The sequence below is a fragment of the Furfurilactobacillus milii genome (assembly GCF_021654115.1).
In the GTDB taxonomy this organism is placed as follows: Bacteria; Bacillota; Bacilli; order Lactobacillales; family Lactobacillaceae; genus Furfurilactobacillus; species Furfurilactobacillus milii.
Genome location: NZ_JAIWJF010000001.1, coordinates 92893 through 110434, shown reverse-complemented (window position 1 = coordinate 110434; position 17542 = coordinate 92893). Strand labels below are relative to the sequence as shown.

Annotated in this window: 15 protein-coding genes and 1 tRNA gene; 12 read left to right on the top strand and 4 right to left on the bottom strand. The window is 41.3% G+C overall.

What is annotated here, in order from left to right; translation table 11 throughout:
• Window positions 1-249: 249 nt before the first annotated feature.
• From LDK34_RS00475 to LDK34_RS00455, 5 genes are all read left to right on the top strand, one after another.
• A complete protein-coding gene (locus LDK34_RS00475; RefSeq protein WP_236941158.1) occupies window positions 250-1248 on the top strand; it encodes a LacI family DNA-binding transcriptional regulator in 999 nt (332 codons plus the stop codon).
• An 18-nt stretch (window positions 1249-1266) separates the two neighbouring features.
• Window positions 1267-1899 carry a sugar O-acetyltransferase gene (locus LDK34_RS00470; RefSeq protein ID WP_178943383.1) on the top strand — a complete coding sequence of 211 codons (633 nt, stop codon included), beginning with the start codon at window positions 1267-1269 and terminating at the stop codon, window positions 1897-1899.
• Window positions 1900-2306: 407 nt separating this feature from the next.
• On the top strand, window positions 2307-3143 hold the full coding sequence (locus tag LDK34_RS00465) for a zinc ribbon domain-containing protein (RefSeq protein ID WP_178943382.1): 837 nt from the start codon (window positions 2307-2309) through the stop codon (window positions 3141-3143).
• A 14-nt stretch (window positions 3144-3157) separates the two neighbouring features.
• Window positions 3158-4069 carry a zinc-ribbon domain-containing protein gene (locus LDK34_RS00460; protein ID WP_236941157.1) on the top strand — a complete coding sequence of 304 codons (912 nt, stop codon included), beginning with the start codon at window positions 3158-3160 and terminating at the stop codon, window positions 4067-4069.
• Between the two features lie 24 nt (window positions 4070-4093).
• On the top strand, window positions 4094-5818 hold the full coding sequence (locus LDK34_RS00455) for a zinc ribbon domain-containing protein (RefSeq protein ID WP_178943380.1): 1725 nt from the start codon (window positions 4094-4096) through the stop codon (window positions 5816-5818).
• 705 nt (window positions 5819-6523) lie between these two features.
• Here LDK34_RS00455 and LDK34_RS00450 read toward each other — a convergent pair.
• Together LDK34_RS00450 and LDK34_RS00445 are read right to left on the bottom strand one after the other, a co-directional pair.
• Window positions 6524-6596: transfer RNA gene (locus tag LDK34_RS00450), tRNA-Lys, on the bottom strand.
• Window positions 6597-6732: 136 nt separating this feature from the next.
• Complete coding sequence (locus LDK34_RS00445; protein ID WP_178943379.1) at window positions 6733-7146, bottom strand: nuclear transport factor 2 family protein; 414 nt, start codon at window positions 7144-7146, stop codon at window positions 6733-6735.
• A 146-nt stretch (window positions 7147-7292) separates the two neighbouring features.
• Between LDK34_RS00445 and LDK34_RS00440 the strand changes: the two genes are divergently transcribed.
• From LDK34_RS00440 to LDK34_RS00410, 7 genes are all read left to right on the top strand, one after another.
• Window positions 7293-8294, top strand: coding sequence for a helix-turn-helix domain-containing protein (locus LDK34_RS00440; RefSeq protein ID WP_178943378.1), 1002 nt, complete (start codon window positions 7293-7295; stop codon window positions 8292-8294).
• Between the two features lie 48 nt (window positions 8295-8342).
• Window positions 8343-8906 (top strand): TMEM175 family protein, encoded by a 564-nt coding sequence (locus LDK34_RS00435; protein WP_178943377.1) that lies wholly within the window; start codon window positions 8343-8345, stop codon window positions 8904-8906.
• A gap of 107 nt (window positions 8907-9013) precedes the next feature.
• Window positions 9014-9724 (top strand): response regulator YycF, encoded by a 711-nt coding sequence (yycF, locus tag LDK34_RS00430; protein WP_178943376.1) that lies wholly within the window; start codon window positions 9014-9016, stop codon window positions 9722-9724.
• Window positions 9725-9750: 26 nt separating this feature from the next.
• Window positions 9751-11604 (top strand): cell wall metabolism sensor histidine kinase WalK, encoded by a 1854-nt coding sequence (gene walK, locus LDK34_RS00425; protein WP_236941156.1) that lies wholly within the window; start codon window positions 9751-9753, stop codon window positions 11602-11604.
• Window positions 11594-12922, top strand: a complete 1329-nt coding sequence (locus LDK34_RS00420; protein WP_236941155.1) for a YycH family regulatory protein — start codon at window positions 11594-11596, stop codon at window positions 12920-12922. Before walK ends, LDK34_RS00420 begins: the two co-directional genes overlap by 11 nt.
• A 14-nt stretch (window positions 12923-12936) precedes the next feature.
• Entirely contained in the window at window positions 12937-13848 is a 912-nt protein-coding gene (locus LDK34_RS00415) for a two-component system regulatory protein YycI (RefSeq protein WP_236941154.1), read from the top strand.
• A 145-nt stretch (window positions 13849-13993) separates the two neighbouring features.
• Complete coding sequence (locus LDK34_RS00410; RefSeq protein ID WP_178943514.1) at window positions 13994-14782, top strand: MBL fold metallo-hydrolase; 789 nt, start codon at window positions 13994-13996, stop codon at window positions 14780-14782.
• A gap of 69 nt (window positions 14783-14851) precedes the next feature.
• On the opposite strand, the gene LDK34_RS00405 is transcribed toward LDK34_RS00410, so the two are convergent.
• Window positions 14852-15814 (bottom strand): glycoside hydrolase family protein, encoded by a 963-nt coding sequence (locus LDK34_RS00405; RefSeq protein ID WP_178943372.1) that lies wholly within the window; start codon window positions 15812-15814, stop codon window positions 14852-14854.
• 105 nt (window positions 15815-15919) lie between these two features.
• The gene (locus LDK34_RS00400) at window positions 15920-17275 is read right to left on the bottom strand and encodes a threonine/serine exporter family protein (RefSeq protein WP_178943371.1); all 1356 of its coding nucleotides are present in this window, start codon (window positions 17273-17275) and stop codon (window positions 15920-15922) included.
• Window positions 17276-17542 lie beyond the last annotated feature (267 nt).

The window sequence follows — 17542 nt, the reverse complement described above, 5'->3', positions numbered from 1 at the left end:
TGCTGCGGGCGTTGTACGTCAACTTTCGTAGCAGTGTTATGTGTAATTCCTTCCACAAAGAACATCTCCTAAAAATATTTTGTTTAATGTAAACGTTTACAGTGGTATTGTAGATTTAAATGTAAACGTTTACAACCCCTGAAATACAATTTGTGAAGTAAAATAAAAAAGATACCAAATCAAAAGAACATGAGACTTGGTATCGGTAAGACAATCTAAAAATTTTATTTTAAGCAAAGGGTAGTTTAAATGAGTGAAGATAATCGCATTACGATTAAAGACATCGCTAAAGAAACGGGATTATCAATCGCCACCGTGTCGCGGATTTTATCAGGCAAGGGACAACACAACGGCGATACCGTAAAACGTGTATTAAATGTTGCCGAACAACTCGGGTATGTTAAAAATACTGCTGCTGTTGACCTAGTTAAGCGTCAAAGTCACGTAATTGCTGTTATTGTTTCAAATACAAAGTCAAATTTTAGTTCGAGTATTATTACGGCTATTGAAAATCAGGCAGCTGCAAATGATCTTGATGTGTTTATTCTATATGCAGGCAATAATGATTCGTCTTCTCAATCACGTGCCATTAGGACTGTGATTGAACGTGCAGTGAAGGGGATTATTTTAGTTTCACTTGAATTAAATGAACACGTTAAGAGCATTTTAGCCGATACGACGATTCCGAGTATCTTTTTGTCAACAGCAGTTAAAGATCAGAGTTTTCCTTATGTAACGTCGGATAACTACCAAATGGGTTATAAGGCCACCGAATTTTTAATTAAAAAAGGGCATCGTAGTATTGGCCTCATTGGTATTCCGCAGCATGGTTCAATTAGTGATCGAATTCGTGGTTACGAACAGTGTCTACATGATTACCAAATACCTTTCAATGATAAGCATATTCAAATTGGTGATTGCCTCTACGAGGATGGATCAAATGCATTGACTAAGTTTGAAAATAAATTACCCATAACGGCAGCTATTTGTGCAAGCGATGTTGTTGCTATAGGAATGATGAATTCCGTGAAAGATGCAGGGTATAAGGTTCCGGATGATTTGAGCCTAATCAGTTTTGACGGTACAGAATTGGTTGATTATGTAAGACCGGCCATAACAAGTGTTACGCAGTCCTTCTATAACATGGGCATAGAAGGTGTAAATTACTTACTCAATGATGCGACGATTAAAATGAAATACTTGCCTTTTAAAATTATTGAACGTCAATCGACGCAAAAATTAATTTAAAGAATCGAGGATCTTATTATGGATACAGATTATGAAAAAATGTTGTCTGGGCGCTTATATAATGCTGACAACGATCAATTGGTAGCAATGAGACATCAAACACGTAAAATGATTTATCAATATAATAATACCGATCCGGATGATGACGATGGTCGTAATAAGATGTTGAAGACGTTGATAGACTGTCCTTCGGGAGATGCATACATTGAGGCACCTATGCATATGGATTACACCCAGAATATGCATGTTGGTCGTCGATTCTACGCTAACTATAATGCGGTGTTTTTGGATGTTGCGCCGATTAATATCGGAGATAATGTGATGCTTGGTCCGTCAGTTGACCTGTACACTGCCGGGCATCCCATTGCGGCTGATGTTCGTAATATGGGATTAGAGTATGGTTATTCAATTACCATTGGCAATGACGTATGGATTGGTGGTGGCGTGAAAGTCTGCCCAGGTGTGAACATCGGCAATAACGTGATTATTGCGGCCGGGGCAGTTGTAGTGAGTGACGTTCCAGACAATGTTATTGTTGGTGGAACGCCTGCCAAAATCATTCGGGAAATTGGTGCAAAAGATGAGAAAAAGTGGACTGAGGAAAAAATGAATTATTTTGACACGGTCCAAAAAGAACCGACTAATGTTTAATATAACTGAAGCTCAAACGGCAAAAGTCATATGTCAATTTCTGCGAGGTCGGCTAGAAATTAGAATTATTGTATTCATGGATGTTTAAAAATTTTTTGTGATCAATGTATGCTGAACAAATTAATTAAATGGTTTTCCTTTTTAAAACATGTGAAATGAACTCAGTTAAAAAGCTTCAACACGTCGGTCAAAGAGCTGATGCGTTGAAGCTTTTTATAATTGAGTGATGAACTATTTATATTTTACATAAAGTATATGCTGGTATATCTTATATGAAGTACATGTAATATTGATATTAAATTTGAAATTTATGTTAATTATGCAAACTTAATTCAATAATAGCAACTCGTTATTAACGAAGATCTTTTATATGTACTATGTTTTAGCCAAAAAAGGGGGGATGGGCAATGAAGTATTGTCCAAATTGTGGAGCCAAAATAGCTCCTGATGATAAATTTTGTACCAAGTGTGGTTTCGTTTTGCCAGTTGAGGGGCAAACGAGTGGGACTGCTAAACAAGTGCGACCAGCACAACCAAGCCAACCTCAATCCACATCCACATCTACGCCAGCACAACCTAACCAAACTGTTACGGCCGTTCAAGGCTATGCAACGAATTATTTTCAATGGTTATGGGATGCCTTGAAAAAACCATTTAATAATGACGAGAGTGCGGGACAGTATTTTGGATTAATCAATTTTGCAATTATTATTTTGCTTAACGCATTTTCATTCAACACCGTTATTCAGCGGGTTGAACAAATGGGTTCTTCAATGCTAGGAGCTTTTGGTGCCAGTACTCAAAGTGCCGTCAAGTCCTCATTTTGGATGCAATTCATCTTTGTTGGTTTGGTAATCTATGCCATTTTTGTTGGCGTGAGCTATTGCTTTAGCCACTACGCTACGCACAATCTTGATCGAACGTTCTTAGGCTACACGAATAGACTTGCTCACTACACAAGTAGCATTTTAGTTTTAGCTGTTGTTCAATTTCTTGATTCGTTTGCTGTTAATTCAACGAATGGCGTGGGCTTTTACACCATACTAGTAGTCTTACAACTTTTCATCTTGTTGAGTGGCTGCTTGTTGTCTGTTGCACCACAACAAGGTGTAACAGGTAGTTTCGATTCCGCTTACACAGCAATTTTAACGACAGTTGTCATTAATGTACTTCTTTTCATTGTTGCGGATATTGCCGCGCAGTCCGCTTTATCAAGTTTGATGTCGCTGCTTAAACAGTTCTAGTGGGGTATAGGTAAATGGATGATAAGGTCTTTTGTTCAAACTGTGGCAAACAGATTTCGCGGACGACTAAGTTTTGCCCATATTGTGGGGCGGCTAATCGTGAATATGTTAGTTCAGCAAATAGCGTAGAGTCGGCTCCGAATAATAATGGGACAGACGTTCAGCAAGCAACGATGAGTCAAGAATCGGCAACACAACAACAGGCTACTAAACAAACCAGAAAGCCTCGCCGACATGGGAAGCTTACTAGGGGAAAGCTAGTCGCGTTGATTGTTGGTCTAATCGTGCTTATTGGGGCAGGAGTTTTCGGAGCCAAACAATATTATGGAAATCGCTATGACATTTACTCAATGCCACATGATTATGATGCCGCGCCAGAGAGCTATACGCTTAAGTTTATTCCTAAGACATATATTCAAATTAATGATCATTTCATCAATATGGTGACTGTTGAAGTATCATCTGACAATAGTAATCAAATATTTTTAATTTCGAGCCGCATTCCAATTCATAAAAAAGGATCGCAGTTGCAGTTAGATTACAATGACGGGCAATATTTATCGAAGCTTTATTGGCCAGAGCAATTCGCAAGTATACAAAAAGGATTGCCAAAGAATGATAAGGCTGAAATCAATTTAATTCAGTCACTTGGAGCATCTGATAAGTCTGCAGCTGGGGCCACCTTCAAGGGCAAAGTGGAAACAATGGGATGGTCACAGAATTTCAAAGGTCAAAAGAACTTTAATTCGCGTCAGCAAATTGTTCACTATCTTTATGGGACAAAACATTTACGACTCCTAGATATTCATAAGCCTAGTTTTGATTTCGATGCTGCAATTTCAAGCAAAAAGGTTAAAACAATGCCAAACGGCGCGAAGTTTAACCAGGAAGTTAGGCGCATAGAAAACATGCATTATTTGAACTAAATAAAACAAGGAAAGGATCAACTCATGGCCCAACAAGATTCACTACAGTTCTGCCCAAATTGTGGTGCAAAATTAAAACCAGGCGCTGTTTTCTGTGGCAATTGTGGATTTAACATTGCTAACTATAAAGCGTCAAAAAAGAATGCCGGTAACGAAAGTCAAACAAGCCAACCGGGAAGTGCGTCGGCTGCTCCCAAATCTGGTAATCGTTTCAATCAACCAAATCAGCCAGGTAGCCAGAGCAACAGTGTACTTCATACTGGCACTAGAGAAGCAGGTAAGCCTGTTCAGTCACAGGCTGCCTCTAAACCAAAACCATCAGCTGTCAGTTCAGCACCAACGCGAAGAACTAAAAAAACAAAAAAATGGCCGTGGATTACGGCCGCCATTGTGCTTATTATCTTAGCCGGTGGATATATGTTTGGCAAAAACTACTATTCCCAAGATAATCAATTGAAGCGCGCAATGACCTCTGTTAAAAAGAACGATAAGAATTTAGCAAAAAACTTTGCGGTTTCTGATAAACAATTCAAACTGAGTCACAAAAGTTTGCAACCCTTGATCAAGGAATTGAAAAATAAACCCTCGGGGATGAAGCAGTTTGAGTCACAACTCAAAAATAACGGTGTGACCGAAGATGGCGCGTATTCGTTTACCCCTTCTGGACGGGCATGGTTACTATTCCCACGATACAAAATCAAGGCCAAAACTTTTTCGGCTAAGCTGCGAACCAATCAGCCGAACATCAAATTGACTGTCAACAGTCAACACGCATATAAAACCACAATGACGAGCGTTTCGCATAGCTTTGGTCCATATATTGCCGGGCAATACGAATTGACGGCTGAGGGAAATGTTCATGGGCACCACATGAAAAATGACGGTAACTATTGGCTTACGCCAAGTAATGCTAGCGATGTTTATCTAGAGTTAAAGACGATTTCCTTCACAGCAAAAGGTTATCCTGGCGCTGAGGTTAGGATCAACAACAAATCATATGGCAACCTAGATAATACAGGTTCCCTGTATCTTCAGGACATTCCGTGGTCTAATGACATGGAATTAACGATGGTTTACAGCGGCGACGGTGGGAAGGCTACATCTAATCAACGCAAAATTCGTGATTCGGACGAAGATGAAGAAGTATCTGTCAGCTTCCCAGGAGTGATGTCTCATGACGATGCTCACAATTTAATTTCTGACGTCTTTACAGATATGGACTTACTGTCAGCCAGTGGTGATGTTCCTTCTGATCTTGCTTCTCTGTTTGACGATGGCACGTCGAGCCAACAATACAAAGATATTGTTAGCATGGCTAAGAACTACAATAATGATAAAAAGATCAGTAGTGTAAACTTCACTGTCCAAGACTTCCACGTAGTGCCTAATAAGAACGCTGAAACAAAGGCTACCTATAACGTGAAATATAAGTTTTACGGTGACAGTGGTGCCTCACATACGCAGGTTTTCCAGTACGTGGCTGTACTTGATGGTACAGGCAGCGCTGGCAAGATTAAGAGCATCCATGCTACCAAGAAAATTAGTGATACATCGGCACCGGGGGATGATGATTCGGATTCCAATAGTGATTCAGACTCCAGCAATAACGATGATTCCAGTTCAGACTCTTCGGATAGCGACTCAGATTCGACTGATAATTCTGATGATAGCAATTCAGATACGGATTCAACTGACAATGAAGCATACCAAACGAACCAAAAGTATGTTAGCCAAAATTTGAGTTATTAATTTAACCAAACTAAATTTTCTGATCGATGATTTCATCGGCATATTTAAACAAAGCGTGTAATCCTGAAAAAAGGATTACACGCTTTGTTTATTCTTTTTCATACTTTAGTGAATTTGTAAAATATGTAAAGGCTAGTATGGATTAACAGGGATTTAGATATTCTAATTACATGAACGTTCAGTCAGCTCATTACTTGCCATCGTTCTAGCTGGTAGGTGTTACGGGTCTCTATCTTCACCAATAGCTCAGTAAAGAGGTGGAAATTATGATACCGATATGAGGAGTTTGAGCCGTGTGATACAGTTCGCTGTGTCCGCTTACCTAGTCGGGTGGTTAGAGCATTCAAAATGTTTGCTCAGAGTTACCGGATAATAAAAAGCTAACCCCAAAAGCGATTAGCTAACGACTTAACATTTATCCCAGCGAGCGAAGAGGCCTTTAGCTGGAACTCTTCGCTTTCCAATGACGTTATTATAGCAAGCTTGCTAGATTTCGCGAACGTAAACTGTTGTTACATCTCAGAGAACCTAGATTGAGATTTTCGGGATTTCGTTCAAGGACTGCTCGCTGATGAGTAGCCCTTTATTTATGGGCAATTTGGCTACGTTTTCATGTTGTGCAGTACTATTCAATAATCTATGAGAACAAGAAAAAAACCACCAATCACGGGCTGAGCCAGCGTGATTGGTGGTTAATTGTTTTGATGGATCGCCAGGGGATCGAACCCTGGACCCACGGATTAAGAGTCCGTTGCTCTGCCAGCTGAGCTAGCGATCCATATCAATTCAACTTTTATATAGTATCATATGCTCCAAACCCTGACAACAGGTTTTTCAGAAAAAGTTTAGATTATGACAAAACAAAAGCCGTTGCAGGCGTAGTGATTCGTCTACAGCGGCAATTTTAGTGCAAATTATACAGGTTGATAATTCAATCGATGAATCAACCAACGATTGTGATCTTGGCTACGAATCAGGCGGTCCGACACGAGTGTCATCGTGAAACTATAAGGTTCTGAATAATTATCAGTTCCTTGGATAACTACATGACCGTGAACAAGTGCGACTAATTCTAGTGATGGAACATCGATCGTCATGTTGGTTAGGTGTTGTGGGTTTGTTAGTAAGGTTTGAATCATTTCTAGAATGGCCGCATGACCAGCACGCTCATGACTTTTGAAACGTAAAAAGGATTCTGAACAGAACAGACTTGTTAGCGTAGCGGCATCCATACCCCCATCCAATGCCTGAAAATAGGTTTCGATCGTATGTTTAACGGCCTGCTGCTTTGTTTGTTTTTGCAAACGTACTTCATCAATATTGAACATTTTAAAGCCCCCTAAATGTAATCAATCACTGACGTCTATTACTAACTCCTACCAACTGTTTAGAGTGTAATTAGTTCGCTTATATTCAGATATGATAAAGACGACTTAATGGTTGAAATCCGTCGTGGATATGGAGGCAAAAAAAGATGACTAGTAAGCAGCGTTTATTGGAATCAGAAATTGCTAAATTAATGAAGATTCAACTAGTTGAATTGGACGAACTTGGACGCATAAAAAGAAATGTCACAGATAATGACTTTGATATCCTTGATCGTGTCTTAATCAAGGCGGCCGTTCAAGAAGTACAACAAACAGAAATAACGATGTTAAAGCACCCGTCAGTCAAGCATCGACAGGCCTTTTGTTTTAAGGCAGAATTAGGTGTCATCGTTTGTGGCGTCGGTTTTTCGGATATGGACGAACAGCAGTTACGGTTATGTGCGCTCTGTTTATATGTCGGTTTGCTGGGCAGATCACCGTTGATGGTACAGAAACTCAGTGAAGCCAGACTTGAGCCGTTTCAAACAGAACCGGCTCACACGTTGATTCAAGCAATTGCGAAGGAAAACTGGGAAGTTTTAAGTAACTTTGTTAAAACGCATTTTGTCAAAGTTATGCCGAGACCCCAACACCTGATTGGGTTAACATTGATTGCAGGACTGTTTGTGGGGCATCAACTGACGGTAAATGGACGTTTGCGCCACTTTACAGAGCTTGTCGGTAAATGGTGGCAGGATGTCCGCAATGATGATATGACTAGCGCAAAATTGGCAGGCCAACTGGTGGTGGCGTTTGAACGGCGCCGTGTTCATGGTTCTCGTCTCAGTGGGGATCACCTCGTGAACCAGATTGTGAAAGATATCAATGTACATATAGAAACCCGTCTGCGCGTTGTGGATGTTGCCAAACGGATGAAACTGTCCGCAGATTACATTACCAGGCACTTCCACCAGCAAACGGGGTGGACGCTGAAACAGTATATTTTGATGCGTAAGGTAACCGTAGCTAAAACGCTGTTACTTCAGCAGAGTGTGACGGAAGTTTGTTATGAACTTCATTTTGGCGATCAGAGCCATTTTGCCAAGGTATTTAAACAGTATGTTGGGCTGACACCCCATGAATATCAGCGCCAACAACAGGATCGTTAACGACAGCAAGCTGAATCTGTTAAACTCTGATGTGGAGGTTGTAAACACATGTCAAAGTCACGAATAGAGGCATTTACTGATGGCGTTGTTGCTATCATTATTACCATTCTAGTTTTGGATTTAAAATTGCCTGAACAACACACTTGGGCCGCGTTGTGGCAGATGAGAATGCCATTTGTCGTGTATGTCGCTAGTTTTCTAATGATTGCCGAAATTTGGAACTTCCATCATCAGATGTTTGCTGCAGTCGAAAAAACGGACGCTCATGTTTTGTGGGCAAACATGAATTTGCTGTTTTGGATGTCCTTAATTCCTGCGGTAACGGCCTGGTATGGGACGGACATCTTTGCTAGACCGAGTGCGGTATTGTACGCATTGATTGTCTTGCCGTTTAACATTTCGTTTATCATCTTGAACCATGCTGTTCAACACGCTAATCAACTGTCTACTAAAGAGGGCATATCGGCCGATTCCGAGAGAAGAAACCAGTGGTCCTTGATTATTAATGTTTTGGTGATCATCATTACGTTCTTTTTCCCACCGTTTGCGTTGTTATCAATGATTTTAAACGTCATCATATGGTTAATTCCGCTTCGACGCGTGCGTCGTTAGTCAATTTAGTGGCTGTGATATAATAGTAGAGGTTGCTCATAGTCTTGAGCGACGTTTTATATGAAATTCGTATTCAATTACTTAACTCCAATGGAGGATATGTTTACATGAGTAAAATTCTTGTTGTTGACGATGAAAAACCAATCTCTGATATTATCAAATTTAACCTTGAAAAAGAGGGTTACGAAGTTGTTACGGCGGCTGATGGCGAAGAAGCAATTGCCAAAGTTGATGATGAACAGCCAGATTTGATATTACTTGATTTAATGTTGCCTAAAATTGATGGGCTGGAAGTTGCCCGTCGTGTTCGGACTAAGTACACCACGCCAATCATTATGGTTACAGCCAAGGATTCTGAAATCGATAAGGTTCTTGGCTTGGAACTGGGTGCTGATGATTACGTCACGAAACCATTCTCAAACCGTGAGCTGGTTGCCCGTGTGAAAGCTAATTTACGTCGACAGGATACGGTGGTTAAAAACTCTGCCGCTGCGGAAAATGAATCCAACTCAATTGAAGTTGGCGATCTAAAAATCGATCCAGATGCATACATGGTGTCCAAACGTGGGGATGACATTGAATTGACCCACCGTGAATTTGAGTTGTTGTACTACCTTGCTCAGCACATCGGTCAGGTTATGACACGTGAACACTTGTTACAAACGGTCTGGGGCTATGACTATTTCGGTGATGTCCGGACTGTCGATGTTACGATGAGACGATTGCGTGAAAAAGTTGAAGATACACCAAGTCATCCAGCTTGGTTAGTTACCCGCCGGGGTGTCGGTTATTACTTACGCAACCCAGAAACAGATTAAGTTAAAAACTAGGAGCAGTTTGGATTGTGAACAAAAAGATTCGTTTTTTCCAATCAATTAATTTTAAAATTGCGCTCATTTTTGCCCTGATGCTATTGATTACGCTGGAAGTCGTCGGGGCTTTTTTCGTACGCCAATTGGAACAGCAGAACTTGAGCACGTTTAGACAGCAGATTCAATTGTCAGCTTATATTGATAATTCATTATCTGACCAGTTGATGCGCAGTAATACTACAGCTGCCAATACGAGAATCCGTAGCATTTTATCCGAAGTGAATAACGCGAACATCACTGAAATTCGCGTTATCGATAACAAAGGCACAGTCCGTGGTACCAGTAATGTCAACGATCAAACGATTGTTGGTCAGAAAACAACGGATAGTAACGTTAAGAACGCAATTTACAACAACCGTTCCTATCAACGGGATGTTTACGATGCCCACGATAATAATCGGTACTACGTTTCGATTGTACCGTTGTTAAGTTCCTCGGGTAATAACGGGAACACGCTGGTTGGGGTGCTTTACATTCGTGCCTCACTAGAAGGTGTTTATCAGAACATTAATAACATCACGTTGATTTACCTATCTGCAGCGGCGGTCGCTATCATTTTAGGTTTGATCATGTCGATTGTTATTTCCCGGGCAATAACCCGCCCAATTGACGAAATGAAGCGACAAACGGTTCAAATTGCGCAAGGTGACTATTCTGGTCAAGTGCGTGTCTATGGAACCGATGAGCTAGGTCAATTGGCCAGTGCGGTTAATAACCTTTCCGTGCGTGTTGAAGAAGCGCAGGAGTCCACAGAGGCTGAACGACGCCGGTTGGATTCGGTGCTGGCCCATATGAGTGATGGGGTCATCGCCACTGATCGACGCGGAAACATTAATATCATCAACTCGGCGGCTCGCGATTTCTTGAATGTTGATGAAATAGAAGCAGAAGGTACATCTATCCTAGACATTCTGCATATTCGTGATCAGTATACGCTCCGGGAACTGCTGGAAAGCCAGGATGAAGTCGCTCTGGATTTGTCAGAAGAGGGCCGGGATCTGATCTTGCATGCGACGTTCTCACTGATTCAACGTGAATCTGGGTTCATTTCAGGCCTGGTTTGTGTTCTTCATGATGTAACTGAACAGCAGAAGGAAGACGAAGACCGTAAGCAGTTTGTTTCAAACGTTTCTCATGAATTGCGGACACCGTTAACCTCTGTCCGTTCATACATCGATGCTTTAGTTGATGGCGCTTGGGAAGATAAAAAAGTCGCACCTGGCTTTTTGAAGGTTGCTCAAGACGAAACGGAACGGATGATCCGGATGGTTAATGATCTGTTAGCCCTTAGCCGAATGGATTCTGGGACCACTAAACTTGAAATGGAAACGGTCAATTTGAACGAACTGTTCAACTATATTTTGAATCGTTTTGACATGATGATAAAAACGGATGACAATCCCGAAAAGCATTATCGAATTGAGCGTGACTTTACCGACAAAGACTTATGGGTTGAAATCGATACTGATCGGTTTACTCAAGTGGTCGATAATATCATGAACAACGCAATCAAGTACTCGCCAGATGGTGGTGTAATTACTTGTCGTTTACTAGAGACGCATAACCAGGTCATCATGAGTATTTCCGATCAGGGATTAGGTATTCCACATAAGGATCTGACCCACATCTTTGACCGATTTTACCGAGTTGATAAGGCCCGCTCCCGTGCCCAAGGTGGTACAGGACTAGGACTAGCCATCTCGAAGGAAGTTATTCAGATGCTGGGCGGTCGAATTTGGGTTGATAGTACCGAAGGCAAGGGCTCCACGTTCTATATTTCACTGCCATTCGAGCAATTTGAGGAGGATGACTGGGATGTGGACTAGACTAAGAAATGGTTTATTACCGGTCGCACTAACATTGTTGATCGGACTCAGTATTGTTTTATCACTATTAATTTGGATTAATCCGGCCCGTTTTGATCGCGCTAGGACTGCTACTTCATCGACCCGGTCGACGCATTCAACAGTATCAACGCGGTCTATCGATGATATTTACTTGCCAACGCAGGTAATCGTGACGGATTCGCACGGACACGCTGAATCAATTTATAATCCCAAAATTAATTTGGTCACCACCGTTAAAAACGAAGTTAAGAATTGGCGCATGACGAATTTTCGCAAGGTTAGCCAAAAAGATAAAGATGCCTATCAAAAATTGCTGAATCAAAAGAACACAGTGCAGTTAAGTTACGCCGATAACATTGGTCGTTCTATTTTTAACAGTTCTTATGATCAACGATTGCTTATGTCGCCCACTGCTAAGTTCTCACGAATTTTATTTTCAACGACCAAACCAGGTGAGCTGTACCTGCTGAACGATAACGACTTAACAATTTATAAAATTAGTGTTTCCAAACAGCAGTTGAGCAAGGTTCGTCGCGTGATTGCCGAGGGGGACAAACGTTATCCAGTTGAGCAGATTACGTCAAAGGATCATACGCTAACTTACTATACTAATGAGGTCCATATTCCTAAGTACAGTTACCTTATTGGTGAACAGAGTGCTAACTTTTTTGTTACGTCGTTGCTGAATTCTGGAGAAGCCACTTCCGTCAGTGTCCAGCGTCATGATGGTCACACGATTTATTTTGACGGTGCGTACAAACGGATGACCGTAAACGATAAGACGGGCGCGGTCATGTTCGAAAATTACAATGCTAAGAATTCAATTTCTCGTGATTTAGGCAGAAACCTAAAGACTTCGTTTGCTGGGTTGAGCAGCACTGGCATGCCGTTAGATTCTGTACGGTATTTTGACAATGAAAACAATGGTCGGGAAGTAACCTACCGTTCGTTTGTTGAAGGATTCCCAATCTTTAATCAAACGGATTTTGGCGCTGTTCAGGTCAAAAACAAAAAGTCTGGTACCGAAGAAATTGACTTTACGTTGACCAATCTTCAGGTGCCACTGCCAACAGATTCTAATAGTAACGTGACGTTGCCAGCAACATCGACGGTGATGGCACAACTTGAGGCGGCTGGTATTTCGAAAAACAAAATTAAAGATATTGTGCTCGGCTATCAATGGGAAAATAATTACGATTCTAAACAGGTTGTGGATCTACAACCGACTTATTACGTTTACACGAGTGGTAAGTGGCAACTATATACGGATCTGCTTAATGGCGGCGGTACCCAGTAGGAAGGAGGGGCAGTATGGATTTTCGCAGAATTCAATGGATTTTTATTGTGGCCTTTGTAGCCATTAATACTTTTTTGTTTGTAACTTGGCAGAAGAGTGATTCAACCGTAACGGAATCCTCACAACGAAACGCGAATAATGCGACCACCATTCTTCGTGAAATGAAAAATGATGGCATTACGTTTACTACTCCCTCGTCTGAAGAGGCGGAAGGTTATTATGTATCCGCAAAGTCTGGCCTCTCACGTTTGCGCGCAGGTGTTGATAATTTAACCTACCAGGATCTCCGTTTTAACGCTACTGAAATGACCAGCTATCTGCATCAGACATTGACGGTTAGTCCTAAAAAGCCACAAACGCAATTGAACCGGTTTGTTAAGAGCAATGCCAACGTCACAGCCGGAGATGAATATGTTTATAGCGCGGAACTTTCTAAAGTTTCTGCCAACGAAGTAGTCTATGTTCAGAAAGTTCCATCCGGCACGATTATGGCGCCTTCGGGTCAATTGCGTTTCCGCATCGGTGCTAAAAATCAGGTGATTAGTTACACACAGAGTTATGTAATTCAGGCTGAACCACTTCGCGAAAAAACAACCACCATTAGCCAACAAAAGGCATTGATTTGGTTATACCAGTACAACGAATTGCCAAACAGCACGAAGGTATTGTGGTCTAAACTGGCTTACTCACGTTTGCTACGCGTATCGGATAATAATGTGTACGTGCCAACCTGGTTTATTGCCTTGAAGTCGAAGAACACGGATAACGTGGTCATCAAGCGGGTCAACGCGTTTACCGGCGCTGTTATGAAATCGACAGATTCAACAACTCAGGTGACAAATAGCAGTAGTTCCTCAGGCAGCAGTAGCAGTACATCAAGCATTACCGTGGATAATGAAGATGACACGGCGACCACCGGAAATTAAATTATGATTGCAGCACTAAAACTACCACGTATTTCATGTTACGATGAGTGGTAGTTTTTATTTGGACATAAATAATGGAGATGGCTCTGTGATTGATTTAAGTAATCCTCATTCCTTAAACGCAGTATCTACAGATACTGACGAAATGAAGATTAGTGTGCTGGCCAGCGGAAGTACTGGCAACACAACATATATCGAAACGCCCACGCATAAGGTCTTAGTCGATGCCGGACTCTCCGGGAAAAAGATTAATGAGCTGATGCATCAAATTGGGCGTGATTTGAACGATGTCGACAGTTTATTTGTAACGCACGAACATACCGACCATTCCAAGAGTGTGGGTGTTCTGGCGCGAAAATATGGCATTAACGTGTATGCAAACGAAAAAACATGGGAAGCTATTTCTGGCAAAGTTGGCAAAATTCCGTTGGAACAAAAGTTTGATCTTGAAGCTGGTGAAATTCAGTCGATGGGTGACCTGGATGTTCAAAGTTTTCCAGTGTCACACGATGCTGTGGACCCTCAATTTTACGAATTACACTCTAATGGCAAGTCGTTTGTGATTTTAACAGACACGGGTTATGTGTCTGAACGAATGGCTGGTGTGATTAAAAACGCAGACGCCTATCTGTTTGAATGTAATCACGACATGGAAATGTTGCGAATGGGCGGGTATCCGTGGCCTCTAAAACAACGGATTTTGAGTGATACGGGTCACTTGTCCAACGAAGATGGTGCTAATGCTTTGATGCAGGTGCTGGGAAACCGGACCAAACGAATTTTCCTTGGTCACTTGAGTAAAGAAAACAACATGAAGACATTGGCTCACTTAACGGTCGCGTCCATGATGGAAGAACATGATTTTGGTGTTGAACACGATTTCCGTATTCTAGATACGGATCCCGATTCAGCAACGAATTTGATGACTTTGTAAAAGTTACACATGAAACAAAAAAGACTTTCATTGAAAGCCTTTTTTATTTGCGCTAAATATGAAATTTTTTCAATGAACAAAGCAAATCGCCCAAGGTGTGTAATCATTACCGGGAGACGTATATTTCAATGGTTTTAAGGATTCCGTGATGTTGACACCGTCCGAGGAGAGTGGCGTAATTGGTGAGAACAGGATGCCATCCTGATTATTAAATTTGGGGTTGGAAAAAGCATCGACATAAAGAACCCATTGATTTTCAATCCATTCAATTTCTGGAGCCTCGTAAACAGAACCGTTAATTGTGTGTGAATCAAAATCTAATGGCACTTGAGTCCAACCAGATTCAATTTGGCTACTACAGTAAAGATCAATTGTTGACTCAGAATCAGCAGTGTAGTGAGCAGCCACAAGGTAATATAGATTGGTTGCTGCATCAAATTTAATATCAGGATCAATTAGTTTCTCGGGAAACACAGTACCTCTTGCTGGGGTGAGCTTTTGCATAGTTGATAAGTGTCCGCTGTGGATATCAAAGTCATAGGTGTAAATACTAAATGGTGCCATTTCAGTTCCGTGAGGCGTTGTATTATGCTCGCATTGAGAAATAACTACTTTTACTTGATTATCTTTATCCCGAAAAAACTCAGGTGCCCATACCGAATCGAAACCTAAACTTTTCCAATCCCAATTTAGATTTTTCCAATTCATTAAATCGAAAGTTTGATAAAGTCCATCTGATTCTATTAAATAATAGCCGTTGTTTTCCGTTTTTATCATTGATGGATCGCGAATTGTTTCTGTAGGAACCTTAGTAATGTATTCCTGAAAGCTAAAACCATCAGAGGATTTCCCCAGCTGCAAACGCGCCGGAGTAAAATCATCTTTAGTTGCGCAAGATCTCATTAGAACAGCTTGGTATGGGGCTCGATCAAATTCAATTGTTTTTAAAGCGGAAATGTCAGATAACCAATTGCCAGTTTTAGTGGATTGAAAATCGTGAGCATGAACGTCATCATTTTTGTCAGTAAGCATATGGATTATCTCCTTTGCAATGCCATCCATATTATGAAGTGAGTAAACTCTTTCATAACCTACTCTCTTCAAAATTACATTTTGGGGCTTATACATATTCGTTTTTTAGTCGAAATGCCGCCAACTCTTATCTAGGATGGCTCGCGCTACAAACAACCCCAATGGCAGGAACATAATAATCAAAATCGCTTTTGTCAGCCATAGAGAGCCAACTGCAATTTGATTACTCCCGATATTAAAGACGGCCCGATAAATGTACAAGCCAGGAACCATGATAACGATCGAAGGTACAGTCAAAGAAATTCGTGGGTAACCATTGAACCGATTAACCACTGAAGCAATCAGACCTGCCACAAGAGCCCCAAAGAATGCGGCAGATGCTGGCGGAATGTTTGTTAAGTCGACCAGTTCTAGTCGGAGTGTGTTTGCTACAGCGCCGATCAATCCAGCAGTAATCGCCATTTTCTGAGAACTGTTAAACATAATCGAGAACCCGTAAACCCCGAAAAAACTAGCCGGCAAACGTAATAGCATTAATACTAATGGAGATAATCCAAGCGGCAAGAAGTTGGCAGGTTTAAATCCAAAGATTGTGGCCACTAACCAACCAACTAATGTTGCGACCAGCGTGATCATGATTGCGTAAGCAAGCCGTTCTAGACCAGAACGCATGTCCAGCTTGGAAATGTCCAGCATGCTGGTAATAAACGGAAATCCTGGAATCACGAAGAGGAGCGCGCCAATATAGCCGGCTTCATGTAGCGCCAAAACATGGAAATACATTTCAAAAATTCGGAAAGCAAACATATAGGTTAGACAAGCGACGGCGACACTAACTGCAATGCTAGCAATTACAGTAATGGAATGTTTACCCATCAGGGCCCGAACAAAATTACCAAGTCCTGCACCAATGAAGGTACAGATCATTTCGGGAATACCGCCACCTAGCAAAAAGATAAATGACGCACAGGCAATTGCGGCGGCCAAACCAGAAACTAATGGTGAATATTGTTTCGGTCGTTGTTGAACTTTATCAATGAACTGATGAATTTTCTTAACTGGCAAGAACGAGAAATCGTTATTAAAGTTCTTGACCATTTCCTCTAGAATGTTTAATTTGTCGGTGTTAACGCCGGTGCTTGGCAAGGATAACACCTGTGTGTAACTGTGCTCATCGCTGAAACAAGTATAGGAAATCGAGATTAAGCTGATGTCAGCAGAACAGGTTAGTTTTAAGGATCTGGCGACCGTGTTCATTGCTTCTCTGACTCGCCAAGCCCCGGTACCACAGGACAACATTGTGATGCCAATTCGGCCGACAATGGATGCTCGTTCTTGCAAGCTGGCATCACGAGCCTCAACATCATTGTCCTCAATCAGATCCTTCCACGGGATTTTCATGTGATGTCGTCTTGATAGCGGCACCTCTGACGTAGAGCCCGTATGATTATCTTTATCCATGCTTTCCCCCATAATGACTGAAATAATTCAGATATAGTTTTAATTATGCCAGTATTGGTCTAATCTGCAACTTTTTCCGAAAGTAATATGACAAAAATGCTGTAGTGTAAATAAAAGATGAACCGTTCCACATGAAACAAATAGCGGATTAGCCAAACAAAATAAAATTTGGTTAATCCGCTATTTGTGTTATTAAATGTCTTTCGTAAAGTAAATGATGTGCATGCTACCGCTAATAGTTTTTTCTTTGTTTGGTAATCTTGTATA

Bases quoted from the DNA above. Each gene is read 5' to 3' on its own strand.
- LDK34_RS00440 (WP_178943378.1), top strand. From the start codon at position 7,293: ATGACTAGTAAGCAGCGTTTATTGGAATCAGAAATTGCTAAATTAATG.
- LDK34_RS00465 (WP_178943382.1), top strand. From the start codon at position 2,307: ATGAAGTATTGTCCAAATTGTGGAGCCAAAATAGCTCCTGATGATAAA.
- LDK34_RS00420 (WP_236941155.1), top strand. From the start codon at position 11,594: ATGTGGACTAGACTAAGAAATGGTTTATTACCGGTCGCACTAACATTG.
- LDK34_RS00435 (WP_178943377.1), top strand. From the start codon at position 8,343: ATGTCAAAGTCACGAATAGAGGCATTTACTGATGGCGTTGTTGCTATC.
- LDK34_RS00410 (WP_178943514.1), top strand. From the start codon at position 13,994: ATGAAGATTAGTGTGCTGGCCAGCGGAAGTACTGGCAACACAACATAT.
- LDK34_RS00415 (WP_236941154.1), top strand. From the start codon at position 12,937: ATGGATTTTCGCAGAATTCAATGGATTTTTATTGTGGCCTTTGTAGCC.
- yycF (WP_178943376.1), top strand. From the start codon at position 9,014: ATGAGTAAAATTCTTGTTGTTGACGATGAAAAACCAATCTCTGATATT.
- LDK34_RS00460 (WP_236941157.1), top strand. From the start codon at position 3,158: ATGGATGATAAGGTCTTTTGTTCAAACTGTGGCAAACAGATTTCGCGG.
- LDK34_RS00445 (WP_178943379.1), bottom strand. From the start codon at position 7,146: ATGTTCAATATTGATGAAGTACGTTTGCAAAAACAAACAAAGCAGCAG.
- LDK34_RS00475 (WP_236941158.1), top strand. From the start codon at position 250: ATGAGTGAAGATAATCGCATTACGATTAAAGACATCGCTAAAGAAACG.
- LDK34_RS00400 (WP_178943371.1), bottom strand. From the start codon at position 17,275: ATGGATAAAGATAATCATACGGGCTCTACGTCAGAGGTGCCGCTATCA.
- LDK34_RS00405 (WP_178943372.1), bottom strand. From the start codon at position 15,814: ATGCTTACTGACAAAAATGATGACGTTCATGCTCACGATTTTCAATCC.
- LDK34_RS00470 (WP_178943383.1), top strand. From the start codon at position 1,267: ATGGATACAGATTATGAAAAAATGTTGTCTGGGCGCTTATATAATGCT.
- LDK34_RS00455 (WP_178943380.1), top strand. From the start codon at position 4,094: ATGGCCCAACAAGATTCACTACAGTTCTGCCCAAATTGTGGTGCAAAA.